Source organism: Mycobacterium riyadhense (assembly GCF_963853645.1).
Lineage (GTDB): Bacteria > Actinomycetota > Actinomycetes > Mycobacteriales > Mycobacteriaceae > Mycobacterium > Mycobacterium riyadhense.
On record NZ_OY970456.1, the window covers coordinates 3,802,355 to 3,817,681 of the forward strand.

Sequence of the window (15,327 nt, forward strand, 5' to 3'; positions counted from 1 at the left end):
AGTCGCATTTGCGCATCAAGCCTGGTCGACCTGGCCGATCCAGGCATTGATCGCTGCGACGGCGGCATCGAGCGAGAGTTCGATGCTCGCCGACGCCGCGGCCCGCTTGTAGTCGTTACCCCAGTGGGCGTGTCCAACTACAGTTGGCGGCCACTTCCTTTTCCTTGCCGGCAAACCGAGTTGCTTAGCTTCGTCGGCTCGGGCCTGAAACAGAGCCGACCCGGCTGCCTGGATTTCGGCCAGACTCGGGCTTCCGGTCTCGGCTGCGAGGTCGCGCAGGAGGAGCAGGTCGACTACGTCGCGGGCACGATCGTTGATGGAATCTGGCGGTTCGTGGGGGTCAGAGACCGCGTGCATCTTCTGTGCAATCTGAAAGCGCATGGCGATCCCAACGAGGTGTCGGGGTCTGGCAGTCCGAACCCACTCACCGGTGGCGGGTCGATAACTTCGAAGTCTTGGCCGATGCCTGACTCGTCGGGTGAGACCTCGAACTGGATCCGCCTCCAAGTGACTCCTCGGAGCGCGATGACGATGTCGAACCGACGCGGCTTGATGATCTTCGTAGGAGCATTGACGACCTCGACCTCGCCCCGGCGCAGCGTGAGAGGTCCCCACGGCTCGGCCAGCGCGTCCTCCAAAGCTAGAAGAAACGCGTCCAGATCACCGCGGACGAGCCCGTCGACGTCCTTGGTAGGGCGGGTAGTAGCGGGCAATCGGTGCTGCAACAGAGTGCCGCCCTTAAGGAGGAACAGCTGCCTTCCGTCGGCATCGATTGCGCGTTGGACGCAAGCGACAGCGACCGACGACGCGACGAGCCAGCCGAGTCTGCCGCCCTTGGCCTCCTGGCCAAGCTTGCCCTCGGCTTGAGCAATCCATTGGTTGAGAACGGCCGCCGACGCCGGCTGCTTGGTTTTCGGCGTCAGCGTGCGCAACAGAGCGGCAAGCCGGGAATCGAAGCGCTCATGGCTCATAGCGCGCCTCCAATGCCTCGGCCAGTCCGTCACGTTCGGCAGCCTTCAGATAGCCCTGGACGTGACCCCGGTCGATGGCCTGCCGCAGCAGGTAGGTGGGGGTGCCGTATGCGATGCACTGGGCAATGGCGGTTGCCGGTGTGACGGTGGGGATCTCCTGCCACCAGCCAATCTGCCTTGGCGCGAGGTCCTCCCGGTGGATGACGTAGTCATCACCGCCCGTGCGGCGCAGGCGTCGGCGCTTGGCGACGGTGATGTGGATGCGATTGGGATTGACGTCGCTGATTTCGTAGGCGTCCAGTGCGGTCTCGTGGCTGAGGCACGCCTCAGGTGCGCGAGTCCACAGCACGGCAAGCATGTAGGGGTCGTACTGACCGACGGGGAACTGCGGAAACCGGTAGACCCCATGCGCGACGCGGGTCAGTGTGCCCCGCTGCACAAGCATTTGCAGCGCAACTTTGCCCACACTCGCAGCGTCGGCCTGCTGAGCAGTCACGAACCCGAGCTGCGTGATCGCAATATCCCACAGCTCGTCCCGCGCCAGCCGCTTCGTGGTCATGGCAAAAGTATAACGAAACCGTGATACTTTTGGCGCTGCGATCACTACGTTTCTTGTTCCGTCTTGCTAACTGATTCCCGCGCCGGTCGGATCGCGGTATGGCGCTGACCTGCACAAACGCTGGTGGGCGCGGACGGTATCGAACCGCCGACCGCTGGTGTGTAAAACCAGAGCTCTACCACTGAGCTACGCGCCCTTGAAACCACACGGCCCCGCCGCAGGCTACACGCCCAAACGCCCAGCGCCCAAAACGCTCACACCCTTAAGGCCGCTAACGCGTCGCTCCACACGCGCTGGTCGCGGGCTTCGCCGGGCTGCTTCATCTCGGCGAACCGAATGATCCCAGACCGATCGACCACAAACGTACCGCGGTTGGAGTAGCCAGCCTTGTCGTTGAACACGCCGTAGGACTGGCTGACCTCTCCATGCGGCCAAAAGTCCGACAGGACCGGAAACAGGAACCCACTCTGGGTCGCCCAGATCTTGTGCGTCGGGGGCGGGCCCACCGAGATGGCCAGCACTGCACTGTCGTCGTTCTCAAACTCAGGCAGGTGGTCCCGCAGCTGGTCCAGCTCACCCTGGCAGATCCCGGTGAATGCCAGGGGGAAGAACACCAACAGCACGTTCTTGTCGCCCCGGTAGCCACTGAGCGTCACCGGCTGATAGTTCTGGTCGCGCAGCGTGAAGTCGGGGGCGCCGGCTCCGACGTCCAGCATCAGCGCTTTCCGGCCCGCGACTTGGGCTGGACCAATCGACTGGCGCTCCAGTCACCCAGATTGACCGACGAGGTCGGCATCAGACCCGCGGTGGGTGCCGCCTCGGCGATCTCGGCGGGAAGCACGTGACCGGGCCGGCCCGTCTTAGGCGTCAACACCCAGATCACGCCGTCTTCGGCCAGCGGGCTGATCGCGTCCATCAGGGTGTCCACCAAGTCCCCGTCGCCGTCGCGCCACCACAGCAGAACGACGTCGATAACCTCGTCGGTGTCCTCGTCGAGCAGCTCACTGCCGCACGCTTCCTCGATCGCAGCGCGGATGTCGTCGTCGGTGTCTTCGTCCCAGCCCCACTCCTGGACAAGTTGGTCTCGTTGGATGCCCAGCTTGCGGGCGTAGCTCGGGGCGTGATCCGCCGCGACCACCGTGGAACCTCCTCTAAGCGCACGCACAAAGGGCGATGCGCCCTATCGTCGCACAACCACAACTGTGCATATACCAATACCTAGTAGGACGCCATGCATAGTTTCAGTGCCTTCGTCTTCGTATCGTTGAGCTGATCGACCCGACGGTTGAACTCCCCGGTGGCCGCGTGCGTGCCGATGGCGTTGGCCACCGCGCGCGCCGCGTCCATATACGCGTTGAACGCATCGCGCATCTGCGACGACAGCGCGTCGCTGAAACTGCTGGAAACCGCCGAGGCGCTGTCGTTGAGCGCCGATATGGCCGGGCCCTCGGTCGGACCAGTATTGCGGCCCGCATTGAACGCCGCGACGAAGGCGTTCACTTTGTCGATGGCGTCTTTGCTGGTGGTCGCCAGCGCGTCGCAGGAGGTATGAATTGCCTTGGTGGTCAGCGATTGTTGCCGCTGGGATTCCCGGACACTGGACGTCACCGACGACGCCGATACCGATGCCGACACCGAAGACCTGTAGGCCCCGGCGACGTTGGTGTCCGGTGTCGCCGTCCCTTCGGTGACGCTGGTACACCCCACGATTCCCATCAGCGCCACCGCAACACACCCCAGCGCCAGAGCGCCCCGCCTGGGGACGGCACGCCATCCGATGAGCACGGCTCATGACGTTACCGGGTCGCGGTCTCAACTGTCCCACCTGTACCGGATTCGATTCGGCACCCGGCGGCTATCCGCCTGGCACGCCGGTGCGGCACGATAGGGGGACGGACAACCCTCACCAACTACAGGAGTAGTGCGTTGACCACCGAGTTCGCTCGACACGATCTAGCCAAAACCCCAAGCAGCGCAAGCGAACCCGACCGCGTTCGGGTGATCCGCGAAGGTGTGGCGTCCTATCTGCCCGATATCGATCCCGAGGAGACGTCGGAATGGCTGGAGTCGTTCGACGAGCTGCTTGAGCGCTCGGGGCCGGCGCGGGCGCGCTACCTGATGTTGCGACTGCTGGAACGCGCCGGCGAGCAACGGGTGGCCATTCCCGCGCTGACGTCCACCGATTACGTCAACACCATCCCGACCGAGCTGGAGCCGTGGTTTCCCGGCGACGAGGACGTCGAACGCCGGTATCGGACGTGGATCCGATGGAACGCGGCCATCATGGTGCACCGCGCGCAACGGCCGGGCGTGGGTGTCGGTGGACATATCTCGACCTACGCGTCGTCGGCCGCTCTGTACGAGGTCGGCTTCAACCACTTCTTCCGCGGCAAGTCGCATCCAGGCGGCGGCGATCAGGTGTTCATCCAGGGCCACGCGTCCCCCGGGATATATGCACGCGCCTTCCTCGAGGGCAGGCTGACCGCCGAACAGCTTGACGGCTTCCGCCAGGAGCACAGTCATGCCGGTGGCGGCTTGCCGTCCTACCCGCACCCGCGACTGTTGCCCGACTTCTGGGAATTCCCCACGGTGTCAATGGGCTTGGGCCCGTTAAACGCCATCTACCAGGCACGGTTCAACCATTATCTGCACGACCGCGGTATCAAGGACACCTCCGACCAGCACGTGTGGTGCTTCTTGGGCGATGGCGAGATGGACGAGCCGGAAAGCCGCGGCCTGGCCCATGTGGGCGCCCTGGAAGGCCTGGACAACCTGACGTTCGTGATCAACTGCAACCTGCAGCGCCTCGACGGCCCGGTCCGCGGCAACGGCAAGATCATCCAGGAGCTGGAGTCATTCTTCCGCGGGGCCGGCTGGAACGTGATCAAGGTGGTGTGGGGCCGCGAATGGGACGCCCTGCTGCACGCCGACCGTGACGGCGCGCTGGTGAACTTGATGAACACGACGCCCGATGGTGATTACCAGACCTACAAGGCCAACGACGGCGCCTATGTGCGCGACCACTTCTTTGGCCGCGACCCGCGCACCAAGGCGCTCGTAGCCCACATGACCGACTCCGAGATCTGGAATCTCAAGCGCGGTGGCCACGACTATCGCAAGGTCTATGCCGCCTACCGCGCCGCCGTCGACCACAAGGGACAGCCGACGGTCATCCTGGCCAAAACCATCAAGGGCTACTCGCTGGGGGCGCACTTCCAGGGACGTAACGCCACCCATCAGATGAAAAAGCTTGCGCTGGAAGACCTTAAGTACTTCCGGGACGCCATGCGCATTCCCATCAGCGACGCTCAACTCGAAGAAGACCCCTACCTGCCGCCGTACTACCACCCAGGCCCGGACGCCCCGGAGATCCGTTACCTGCTCGACCGGCGCCGCACCCTGGGGGGCTTCGTCCCCGAACGACGGACCAGGGCCAAGGCGCTGAGCTTGCCCGGCCGCGACATCTACAAAGCGCTGAAGAAGGGCTCGGGACACCAGGAGGTCGCCACCACCATGGCGACGGTACGAACCTTCAAAGAAGTGTTGCGGGACAAAGAAATTGGGCGACGGATTGTTCCCATCATTCCCGATGAGGCCCGTACCTTCGGGATGGACTCCTGGTTTCCGTCCTTGAAAATCTACAACCGCAATGGCCAGCTCTACACCGCCGTCGACGCCGAACTGATGCTGGCCTATAAGGAAAGCGAAGTCGGCCAGATTCTGCATGAGGGCATCAACGAGGCGGGGTCGGTGGGCTCATTCATCGCGGCCGGCACCTCGTATGCCACGCACGACGAGCCGATGATCCCGATCTACATCTTCTATTCGATGTTCGGGTTCCAGCGCACCGGCGACGGCTTTTGGGCCGCGGCCGACCAGATGGCCCGCGGGTTCGTGCTGGGGGCCACCGCCGGGCGCACCACGCTGACCGGTGAGGGCCTACAACACGCCGACGGCCACTCGCTGCTACTAGCCAACACCAATCCGGCGGTCGTCTCTTACGACCCCGCGTTCGCCTTCGAAATCGCTTACATCATCGAAAGTGGTCTCGAGCGCATGTTCGGGAAGAACCCGGAGAACGTGTTCTTCTACATCACCATCTACAACGAGCCATACGTACAGCCACCGGAGCCGGAGAACTTCGATCCCGAGGGACTGCTGCGGGGTATCTACCGGTATCATGCGGTGCGAGAACAACGCGCCAGCTCGGCTCAGATCCTGGCCTCCGGGGTGTCGATGCCCGCGGCGCTGAAGGCATCCGAGATGCTGGCCGCCGAATGGGATGTCGCCGCCGACGTGTGGTCGGTGACCAGTTGGGGTGAACTCAACCGCGACGGGGTGGCCATCGAAACACAGCGCCTGCGCCACCCCGACCAGCCGGCGGGCGTCCCGTACGTGACGAAGGCGCTGGAGCAGACCAGCGGCCCGGTGGTCGCCGTATCGGACTGGATGCGGGCGGTACCCGAACAGATCCGCCCCTGGGTCCCCGGCACCTATGTCACGCTGGGCACCGACGGTTTCGGGTTTTCCGACACCCGTCCCGCGGCTCGTCGCTACTTCAACACCGACGCCGAATCGGTGGCGGTCGCGGTGCTGGAGGCGCTGGCCCGTGACGGCGCCATCGACCCGTCGGTGGCGGTCGCGGCCGCCCGCCAGTATCGGATCGACGACGTGCGGGCCGCACCCGAGCAGACCTCTGATCCAGGTGTGGCCTAACCACGCCCGTCCTTTTGGGGGAATCTTCCAGAATTTGGGCGTAGCTTTTAGGAGTGAACGACAACCAGTTTGCGGGCCCTTTTGCCGCTAGGCCCCGGTCGCCCCTGGAACTCCTGGAGACCGTGCCCGAATCACTGCTGCGGCGGTTGAAGCAATACTCGGGCAGGCTGGCCACCGAGGCGGTCTCGGCCATGCAAGATCGATTGCCGTTCTTCGCTGACCTGGAAGCCTCCCAGCGGGCCAGCGTGGCGCTGGTGGTGCAGACGGCGGTGGTGAACTTCGTCGAGTGGATGCACGACCCGCACAGCAACGTCAGCTACACCGCGCAGGCGTTCGAGCTGGTGCCACAGGACCTGACCCGACGCATCGCGCTGCGCCATACCGTGGACATGGTGCGCGTCACCATGGAGTTCTTCGAAGAAGTGGTGCCGCTGCTGGCCCGCTCCGAAGAGCAGTTGACCGCGCTGACGGTGGGGATTTTGAAGTACAGCCGAGACCTGGCGTTCACCGCGGCGTCAGCCTATGCCGATGCGGCCGAAGCACGAGGCACCTGGGACAGCCGGATGGAGGCCAGCGTCGTCGACGCGGTGGTACGCGGCGACACCGGTCCTGAGCTGTTGTCCCGCGCGGCCGCATTGAACTGGGACACAACCGCGCCGGCGACGGTGGTGGTGGGCACCCCGGCACCCGGACGCGACGGCCCCAACAGCCCGCACAGCAGCGCCCGGGCCAGTCAGGACGTCCGCGATATCGCCGTCCGCCACGGCCGAGCGGCCCTCACCGACGTGCACGGCACCTGGCTGGTGGCGATCGTGTCGGGCCAGTTGTCGCCCACCGAGAAGTTCCTGAAGGACCTGTTGGCCGCCTTTTCCGACGGACCGGTGGTAATCGGGCCAACGGCACCCATGCTGACGGCGGCGTACCACAGCGCTAGCGAGGCAATTTCCGGGATGAACGCGGTCGCCGGCTGGCGCGGCGCACCACGCCCAGTTCAGGCACGAGAACTCCTGCCAGAACGTGCGCTGATGGGAGATGCATCGGCGATCGTGGCGCTGCATACCGATGTGATGCGGCCCCTGGCCGATGCCGGACCGACGCTCATCGAGACGCTGGACGTTTACTTAGACTGTGGCGGCGCGATTGAGGCTTGTGCCAGGAAGTTGTTCGTTCATCCAAACACCGTCCGATACCGACTCAAGCGGATCACCGACTTCACCGGGCGCGATCCCACCCAACCGCGCGATGCGTATGTCCTGCGAGTGGCGGCGACGGTCGGCCAACTGAACTATCCGACGCATCATTCCAGCGTTGGTAACAATGCGGTCTCACCCCTTCCACTGCCGCTCAGAGGGGGTACGGTAGCTCCGTCGGTGGGAGAGTGATTTAGATGACAGGTCGCGGGCTGATCTCAAACGTGTAGCTTACGCGCCTGTTTTGTAGGGTGTATACAAAAACCTAAGACGAGGTTCATAATCTGTTACACCCCGCAAAACCGTCTTCACAGTGTTCTCTTAGACACGTGATTGCGTTGCTTGCACCCGGACAGGGTTCCCAGAGCGAGGGAATGCTGGCGCCGTGGCTGGAATTGCCAGGCGCCGCAGACCGGATCGCGTCGTGGTCGAAGGCCACTGGCCTCGATTTCGCCCGTCTGGGCACCACCGCGTCGACCGAGGAGATCACCGACACCGCCGTCGCCCAACCACTGATCGTTGCCGCGACCCTGCTGGCTCACCAGGAGCTGGCCCGGCGTGGTCTGCTCGCTGGCCAAGACCTCATCATCGCTGGCCACTCCGTGGGCGAAATCGCGGCCTACGCGATTGCCGGCGTGATGGGCGCCGACGATGCGGTCGCGCTGGCCGCCACCCGCGGCGCCGAAATGGCCAAGGCGTGCGCTGCCGAGCCGACCGGCATGTCCGCGGTACTCGGCGGTGACGAGGCCGACGTGCTGACTCGACTCGAGCAGCTCGACCTGGTTCCCGCTAACCGCAATGCCGCCGGCCAGATCGTCGCCGCCGGCCGGCTGACCGCGTTGGAGAAGCTCGGCGAAGATCCGCCGGCCAAGGCCCGAGTGCGCGCGCTGGGCGTCGCCGGAGCGTTCCACACCCAGTTCATGGCACCAGCGCTTGAAGGCTATGCCGCGGCGGCGGCCCGCATCGTGACCGCCGAGCCCACCGCCACGCTGCTGTCCAACCGCGACGGGAAGCCGGTCGAGTCTGCCGCGGCGGCGATGGAGGCCCTGGTCTCCCAGCTCACCCAGCCGGTGCGCTGGGATCTGTGCACCGCATACATCCGTGAGCACAGCGAGAACAATGTCACGGCGATCGTGGAGTTCCCCCCCGCGGGCACCCTCACCGGTATCGCCAAACGCGAACTTCGGGGGGTTCCGACGCGCGCCGTCAAGTCACCCGCAGATCTGGACGAGTTGGCAAGCCTGTAACCGCCGGCTCGGCCAAAAGGCCAGAACCACTAAGTACGTCAGTTCGATTGATACACAACACATTATGAAGGGAAGCTAGCTGTGGCCGTATCTCAGGAAGAAATCATCGCCGGTATTGCCGAAATCATTGAAGAGGTCACCGGTATCGAGCCGTCCGAGGTCACCCCGGAGAAGTCGTTCGTCGACGACCTGGACATCGACTCGCTGTCCATGGTTGAGATCGCTGTGCAGACCGAGGACAAGTACGGCGTCAAGATCCCCGACGAGGACCTTGCCGGTCTGCGTACCGTCGGTGACGTCGTCGCCTACATCCAAAAGCTCGAGGAAGAGAACCCCGAGGCCGCCGAGGCGCTGCGCGCCAAGCTGGAGTCGGAGAACCCCGAGGCTGTTGCCAACGTCAAGGCGAGGCTGGAAGCAGAGAGCAAGTGACCAAGCCTTCCACTGCTAATGGCGGTTACCCCAGCGTTGTGGTAACCGCCGTCACAGCGACGACGTCGATCTCGCCGGATATCGAGAGCACGTGGAAGGGTCTGTTGGCCGGCGAGAGCGGCATCCACGTGCTCGAAGACGAGTTCGTCACCAAGTGGGACTTGCCCGTCAAGATCGGTGGCCACCTGAAGGAGCCAGTCGATAACCACATGGGCCGGCTGGACATGCGCCGCATGTCCTATGTCCAGCGGATGGCCAAGTTGTTGAGCGGTCAGCTGTGGGAGAACGCCGGCACCCCCGAGGTCGATCCGGACCGGTTCACCGTCGTGGTCGGTACCGGCCTTGGCGGCGCCGAGAGGATCGTCGAGAGCTACGACCTCATGAACGAGGGCGGCCCCCGCAAGGTGTCCCCGCTCGCAGTTCAGATGATCATGCCTAATGGCGCGGCAGCCGTGGTGGGCCTCCAGCTCGGGGCTCGTGCCGGGGTGATCACCCCGGTGTCGGCCTGTTCGTCGGGCTCGGAGGCGATCGCGCACGCGTGGCGGCAGATCGTCATGGGTGACGCCGACGTCGCCGTCTGCGGCGGTGTCGAGGGCCCGATCGAGGCGCTGCCCATCGCGGCGTTCTCCATGATGCGGGCCATGTCGACCCGGAACGACGACCCCGAAGGGGCATCGCGCCCGTTCGACAAGGACCGCGACGGTTTCGTGTTCGGCGAGGCCGGGGCGCTCATGCTCATCGAGACCGAAGAGCACGCCAAAGCCCGCGGCGCCAAGCCGCTGGCACGGTTGATGGGCGCCGGTGTCACCTCGGACGCATTCCATATGGTGGCGCCCGCGGCGGACGGCGTCCGTGCGGGAAGGGCGATGACCCGGGCGATGGAGTTGGCGGGCTTGTCCGCCAAGGACATCGACCACGTCAATGCGCACGGAACGGCGACGCCGATCGGCGATGCCGCGGAGGCCAATGCCCTCCGGGTGGCTGGCTGTGAGCAGGCTGCCGTGTATGCGCCGAAGTCGGCGCTGGGCCATTCCATCGGCGCTGTCGGAGCGCTCGAAGCGGTACTCACGGTGCTGACGCTGCGGGACGGCGTCATCCCCCCGACCCTGAATTATCAAACCCCTGATCCCGAGATCAACCTTGATGTTGTCGCGGGCGAACCTCGCTACGGCGAGTTCCGTTACGCGATCAACAACTCATTCGGGTTCGGCGGCCACAACGTAGCGCTCGCCTTCGGGCGTTACTGAGCACGGCGTCTGGCGACGATGCGGGCCGCAACCGGCCCGAGGAGGAGCCGGACAGATACGGAAGGGACGTTCGCAAGACAAATGACGGAGCTGGTTACCGGGAAAACGCTCCCGAATGTAGTTGTCACCGGCATCGCCATGACGACCGCACTGGCAACTGACGCCGAGACCACGTGGAAGTTGTTGCTCGACAGCCAAAGTGGGATCCGTACGCTCGACGATCCATTTGTCGAGGAGTTCGACCTGCCGGTTCGCATCGGCGGTCACCTGCTGGAGGAGTTCGACAGCCAGCTGACCCGCGTCGAGCTGCGCCGGATGGGTTACTTGCAGCGGATGTCCACCATTCTGAGCCGTCGGGTGTGGGAAAACGCCGGCTCGCCGGAGGTCGACCCCAACCGCTTGATGGTGTCCATCGGCACCGGGTTGGGTTCGTCGGAAGAAATGGTGTTCAGCTACGACGACATGCGGGCCCGTGGGATGAAGGCGGTCTCGCCGCTTGGCGTGCAGAAGTACATGCCCAACGGCGCCGCGGCGGCGGTGGGTCTGGAACGGCATGCCAGGGCGGGGGTCATCACGCCGGTGTCGGCCTGTGCGTCCGGTTCCGAGGGCATCGCTCAGGCCTGGCGGAATATCGTTTTCGGCGAGGCCGACGTCGCGATCTGCGGCGGCGTCGAGACCAAGATCGAAGCCGTCCCGATCGCGGCGTTCGCGCAGATGCGCATCGTGATGTCCACCAAGAACGATGACCCCGCCGGTGCGTGTCGCCCGTTCGACCGGGACCGCACCGGTTTCGTGTTCGGCGAGGCCGGGGCGCTGATGGTGATCGAGACCGAGGAGCATGCAAAGGCTCGCGGTGCCAACATCTTGGCCCGGCTGATGGGGGCCAGCATCACCTCGGACGGGTATCACATGGTGGCGCCGGACCCCAACGGCGAACGGGCCGGGCACGCGATGACCCGGTCGATTCAGCTCGCGGGCCTGACGCCAGGCGATATCGACCACGTGAATGCGCACGCCACCGGGACCTCGGTGGGCGATGTTGCCGAGGGCAGGGCCATCAACAACGCGCTGGGCAGCAACCGGCCGGCGGTGTACGCACCGAAGTCTGCTCTCGGCCACTCGGTTGGTGCGGTCGGTGCCGTGGAGTCGATCCTGACGGTGCTCGCCTTGCGGGATCAGGTCGTTCCGCCGACACTTAACCTGGAAAACCTCGATCCAGAGATCGACTTGGACGTGGTGGCGGGTAAGCCGCGACCGGGCGACTACAAGTACGCCATCAACAACTCGTTCGGATTCGGCGGCCACAACGTAGCGATCGCCTTCGGGCGGTACTGATCTGACCCCGAGCATCACCGGAACAGGAGACCTGCGATGACAATCATGGCCCCCGAGGCGGTTGGCGAGTCGCTCGACCCACGCGATCCGCTGCTGCGTTTGAGCAACTTCTTCGACGACGGCAGCGTCGAACTGCTGCACGAACGTGACCGCTCGGGTGTGCTTGCCGCGGCGGGCACCGTCAACGGTGTGCGCACGATCGCGTTCTGCACGGACGGCACCGTGATGGGCGGTGCCATGGGCACCGAAGGCTGCGCGCACATCGTCAACGCCTACGACACCGCAATCGAGGAGCAGAGCCCGATCGTGGGCATCTGGCACTCCGGTGGTGCCCGGCTGGCCGAGGGTGTGCGGGCGTTGCACGCGGTCGGCACTGTGTTCGAGGCCATGATCCGCGCATCCGGCTACGTTCCGCAGATCTCGGTGGTCGTCGGCTTCGCCGCCGGCGGGGCTGCGTACGGACCCGCGCTGACCGACGTCGTCGTGATGGCGCCGGAAAGCCGGGTGTTCGTCACCGGGCCCGACGTGGTGCGCAGCGTCACCGGCGAGGACGTGGACATGGCGTCGCTCGGCGGACCGGAGACCCACCACAAGAAGTCCGGGGTATGCCACATCGTGGCCGACGACGAACTCGACGCCTACGAGCGCGGCCGCCGCTTGGTCGGATTGTTCTGCCAGCAAGGGCATTTCGACCGCAGCAAGGCCGAGGCTGGGGACACCGACATCCACGCGCTACTGCCCGAGTCCGCTCGGCGGGCTTATGACGTGCGTCCGATCGTGACCGCGATCCTTGACGAGGACACACCTTTCGACGAATTCCAGGCGAATTGGGCACCGTCCATGGTGGTCGGGCTGGGCCGGCTGTCCGGCCGCACGGTTGGCGTACTGGCGAACAACCCGTTGCGGCTCGGCGGCTGCCTAAACTCCGAAAGTGCCGAGAAGGCAGCGCGTTTCGTGCGCCTGTGCGACGCGTTCGGGATCCCGCTGGTGGTGGTTGTCGATGTGCCCGGCTATCTGCCCGGTGTCGACCAGGAGTGGGGCGGAGTGGTACGCCGCGGCGCTAAACTGCTGCACGCGTTCGGCGAGTGCACCGTTCCGCGGGTCACGCTCGTTACTCGAAAGACCTATGGCGGGGCCTACATTGCGATGAACTCCCGTTCGTTGAATGCGACCAAGGTGTTCGCCTGGCCGGACGCCGAGGTTGCGGTGATGGGCGCCAAAGCGGCCGTCGGCATCCTGCACAAACGCAAGCTTGCCGCCGCGCCGGACCACGAGCGCGAGGCGCTGCATGACGAGTTGGCCGCCGAGCACGAGCGGATTGCCGGCGGCGTGGATAGCGCCATCGACATTGGTGTGGTCGACGAGAAAATCGACCCTGCGCATACCCGCAGCAAGCTCACCGAGGCGCTGGCGCAGGCGCCAGCGCGCCGCGGCCGCCACAAGAACATCCCGCTTTAATAGCGCGAGCAGACGCAAAAGCCCCCGAAAACCGTTGTTTTCGGGGGCTTTTGCGTCTGCTCACCGGGCGGCCGCGAGGAACTCCTCGGCAACGGTAACCACCCGCTCGCGATCGCGCGGCACCAAGCCAATCCGGGTCCGGCGATCGAGGATGTCGTCGACATCGAGCGCGCCCTCGTGGCTGACGGCGTATTCGAACTCCGCCCGGGTGACGTCGATACCGTCGGCGACCGGCTCGGTGGGCCTTTCGCAGGTGGCGGTTCTGATGACGTTTGGCGACTCAGCCCCGTAACGGGCGACCAAGGACTCCGGCAATCGGCCACCCGGTCCGGCGGCGGGCCCGGGGTTGGCGGGCGCCCCAATCAGGGGCAGGTTGCGGGTCCGGCAATCCGCGGCCTGCAAATGCCGAAGGCTGATCGCACGATTGAGGACATCCTCTGCCATGTAACGATATTCGGTCAGCTTGCCACCGACCACGCTGATCACGCCGGACGCCGACTCGACAACGGCGTGATCACGCGACACATCGGCGGTGCGACCTTCGCCGGTATCAATCAGCGGCCGCAAGCCGGCGTAGGCACCGATGACATCCGCGGTCTGCAGCGCGGTCCCCAGCGCGGTGTTCACCGTGTCGAGAAGGAACATGATCTCCGCCGAAGACGGCTCTGGCACATCGGGAATCGGTCCGGGAGCATCTTCGTCAGTCAACCCGAGGTACACCCGCCCCAGTTGCTCGGGCATCGCGAACACAAATCGGTTGAGCTCACCCGGAATCGGAATAGTCAGCGCCGCAGTCGGATTGGCGAAGGCTCTGGCGTCGAAAACGAGATGTGTTCCGCGGCTGGGCCGCAACTTCAGCGAGGGGTCGATTTCGCCACCCCACACTCCCGCCGCATTGATGACGGCGCGCGCGGAAACATCGAACGATTGCCCGGTGCGCTGGTCGGTTAGCCGCACCGACGTTCCGGTTGCCTCGGACGCGGCCACGTAGGTGAGGATGCGCGCGCCGTGCTGCGCCGCGGTGCGCGCCACCGCGGTGACCAATCGGGCGTCATCGATCAATTGTCCGTCGTAGGCCAGCAACCCACCCTGAAGGCCCTCACGCCGCACGGTCGGCGTCATCTCCACGACCCGCTGCGCGGAGATCGTTCGCGACCGGGGCAACGTCGAGGACGGCGTGCCCGCCAGCATCCGCAGCGCGTCGCCGGCCAGAAACCCGGAGCGAACCAACGCGCGCTTAGCGAAATTCATTGACGGCAACAACGGAACGAGCTGCGGCATGGCATGAACAAGATGAGGGGCGTTGCGCGTCATCAGTATTCCGCGTTCGATGGAGCTGCGCCGGGCAATGCCCACATTGCCAGTGGCGAGATATCGCAGACCGCCGTGCACCAGCTTCGAACTCCAGCGGCTGGTGCCAAACGCCAGATCGTGCTTTTCCACCAGGGCCACCCGCAGGCCACGCGACGCGGCGTCCAGAGCGATACCGACGCCGGTGATACCGCCGCCGATGACGATGACGTCGAGCGGCTCGCCATCGGCGAGTGCCGCCAGGTCGGCGGTCCGTCGCGCGGCGTTGAGGGCGGTCGACTCGCTCATCAAGACAAGTATCCGTTCAGTGCATAGGTGAGTTCGGCGGTGAGCGCTTCGCGGTCCAGGATCGGCCGGATGATTTGCGCGGACTGAATCGCCGACTGGGTGATCAGCAGCACCATCGCAGCGAGCTTCCATGGGTCGCCGGGGCGGACACTGCCTTCGCGCTGTGCTTCTGACAGCCAGTTGGCTAGCGTCTCGATGAGAATCCGCTGGCTCCGTCCGAGGCGCTCGGTGATGTAAACCATCACCATCTCCGAGCGCAGGATCGATACGACGACTTCGTCGTCCAGCAGGCCGGTGGCCACCGTGGCGATCCGTTCGACCAGCGCCTCCCGGCCCTCGCCGTGCCGTGGCACCGCGCGCAACGTCCGAGTGGCGTGGATGGTCAGGAGATCCGCCACAATCGACTGAGTATCCGGCCAGCGGCGATACACGGTCGGCCGGCTCACACCCGCACGGCGTGCAATCTCGGCGAGGGTCACCCGGTCCACACCGAAATCGACAACACAGGTCTCCGCGGCACGCAGTATCCGGTTCCCGATGTCCGCAGGCTCATTACTCATTGACACCATGTGTAAT

14 protein-coding genes and 1 tRNA gene are annotated in these 15,327 nt (G+C 65.1%); 7 read left to right on the forward strand and 8 right to left on the reverse strand.

Translation table 11 applies throughout. The annotated features are described in order from the left end of the window. Positions 1–293: 293 nt before the first annotated feature. The 6 genes from AADZ78_RS16850 to AADZ78_RS16875 form a co-directional block, all read right to left on the reverse strand. Entirely contained in the window at positions 294–971 is a 678-nt protein-coding gene (locus AADZ78_RS16850; RefSeq protein ID WP_085250027.1) for a nucleotidyl transferase AbiEii/AbiGii toxin family protein, read from the reverse strand. Then, positions 961–1,530 carry a type IV toxin-antitoxin system AbiEi family antitoxin domain-containing protein gene (locus tag AADZ78_RS16855; protein WP_085250026.1) on the reverse strand — a complete coding sequence of 190 codons (570 nt, stop codon included), beginning with the start codon at positions 1,528–1,530 and terminating at the stop codon, positions 961–963. The genes AADZ78_RS16850 and AADZ78_RS16855 overlap by 11 nt, the downstream gene beginning before the upstream one ends. Positions 1,531–1,651: 121 nt before the next feature. Next, positions 1,652–1,726, reverse strand: a tRNA-Val gene (locus AADZ78_RS16860). Positions 1,727–1,784: 58 nt separating this feature from the next. Then, a complete protein-coding gene (locus AADZ78_RS16865; RefSeq protein WP_085250025.1) occupies positions 1,785–2,246 on the reverse strand; it encodes a peroxiredoxin in 462 nt (153 codons plus the stop codon). After that, positions 2,246–2,668 (reverse strand): DUF3052 domain-containing protein, encoded by a 423-nt coding sequence (locus AADZ78_RS16870; RefSeq protein WP_085250024.1) that lies wholly within the window; start codon positions 2,666–2,668, stop codon positions 2,246–2,248. Before AADZ78_RS16870 ends, AADZ78_RS16865 begins: the two co-directional genes overlap by 1 nt. Before the next feature lie 80 nt (positions 2,669–2,748). Further along, the gene (locus AADZ78_RS16875) at positions 2,749–3,315 is read right to left on the reverse strand and encodes a hypothetical protein (protein WP_085250023.1); all 567 of its coding nucleotides are present in this window, start codon (positions 3,313–3,315) and stop codon (positions 2,749–2,751) included. A 141-nt stretch (positions 3,316–3,456) separates the two neighbouring features. On the opposite strand from AADZ78_RS16875, the gene aceE reads away from it, so the two are divergent. The 7 genes from aceE to AADZ78_RS16910 all read left to right on the forward strand — a co-directional run bounded on the left by aceE (position 3,457) and on the right by AADZ78_RS16910 (position 13,152). Continuing rightward, complete coding sequence (gene aceE, locus AADZ78_RS16880; protein WP_085250022.1) at positions 3,457–6,246, forward strand: pyruvate dehydrogenase (acetyl-transferring), homodimeric type; 2,790 nt, start codon at positions 3,457–3,459, stop codon at positions 6,244–6,246. A 53-nt stretch (positions 6,247–6,299) separates the two neighbouring features. Further along, entirely contained in the window at positions 6,300–7,628 is a 1,329-nt protein-coding gene (locus AADZ78_RS16885) for a PucR family transcriptional regulator (protein ID WP_085250021.1), read from the forward strand. A 137-nt stretch (positions 7,629–7,765) separates the two neighbouring features. Beyond that, positions 7,766–8,683: an ACP S-malonyltransferase gene (locus AADZ78_RS16890; RefSeq protein WP_085250020.1), complete on the forward strand. Its 918-nt coding sequence runs from the start codon at positions 7,766–7,768 to the stop codon at positions 8,681–8,683. An 81-nt stretch (positions 8,684–8,764) separates the two neighbouring features. Beyond that, positions 8,765–9,112, forward strand: a complete 348-nt coding sequence (gene acpM, locus AADZ78_RS16895) for a meromycolate extension acyl carrier protein AcpM (protein ID WP_023365075.1) — start codon at positions 8,765–8,767, stop codon at positions 9,110–9,112. After that, positions 9,109–10,359 (forward strand): 3-oxoacyl-ACP synthase KasA, encoded by a 1,251-nt coding sequence (kasA, locus tag AADZ78_RS16900; RefSeq protein ID WP_085250019.1) that lies wholly within the window; start codon positions 9,109–9,111, stop codon positions 10,357–10,359. The genes acpM and kasA overlap by 4 nt, the downstream gene beginning before the upstream one ends. An 81-nt stretch (positions 10,360–10,440) precedes the next feature. Next, positions 10,441–11,694 (forward strand): 3-oxoacyl-ACP synthase KasB, encoded by a 1,254-nt coding sequence (kasB, locus tag AADZ78_RS16905; protein ID WP_085250018.1) that lies wholly within the window; start codon positions 10,441–10,443, stop codon positions 11,692–11,694. A 36-nt stretch (positions 11,695–11,730) separates the two neighbouring features. Continuing rightward, positions 11,731–13,152 carry an acyl-CoA carboxylase subunit beta gene (locus AADZ78_RS16910; protein WP_085250017.1) on the forward strand — a complete coding sequence of 474 codons (1,422 nt, stop codon included), beginning with the start codon at positions 11,731–11,733 and terminating at the stop codon, positions 13,150–13,152. A 60-nt stretch (positions 13,153–13,212) separates the two neighbouring features. Here the strand turns inward: AADZ78_RS16910 and AADZ78_RS16915 are convergent, their stop codons facing one another. Further along, positions 13,213–14,751 (reverse strand): glycerol-3-phosphate dehydrogenase/oxidase, encoded by a 1,539-nt coding sequence (locus tag AADZ78_RS16915; protein ID WP_139828633.1) that lies wholly within the window; start codon positions 14,749–14,751, stop codon positions 13,213–13,215. Next, positions 14,751–15,320, reverse strand: a complete 570-nt coding sequence (locus AADZ78_RS16920; RefSeq protein WP_085250015.1) for a TetR/AcrR family transcriptional regulator — start codon at positions 15,318–15,320, stop codon at positions 14,751–14,753. The genes AADZ78_RS16915 and AADZ78_RS16920 overlap by 1 nt, the downstream gene beginning before the upstream one ends. Positions 15,321–15,327 lie beyond the last annotated feature (7 nt).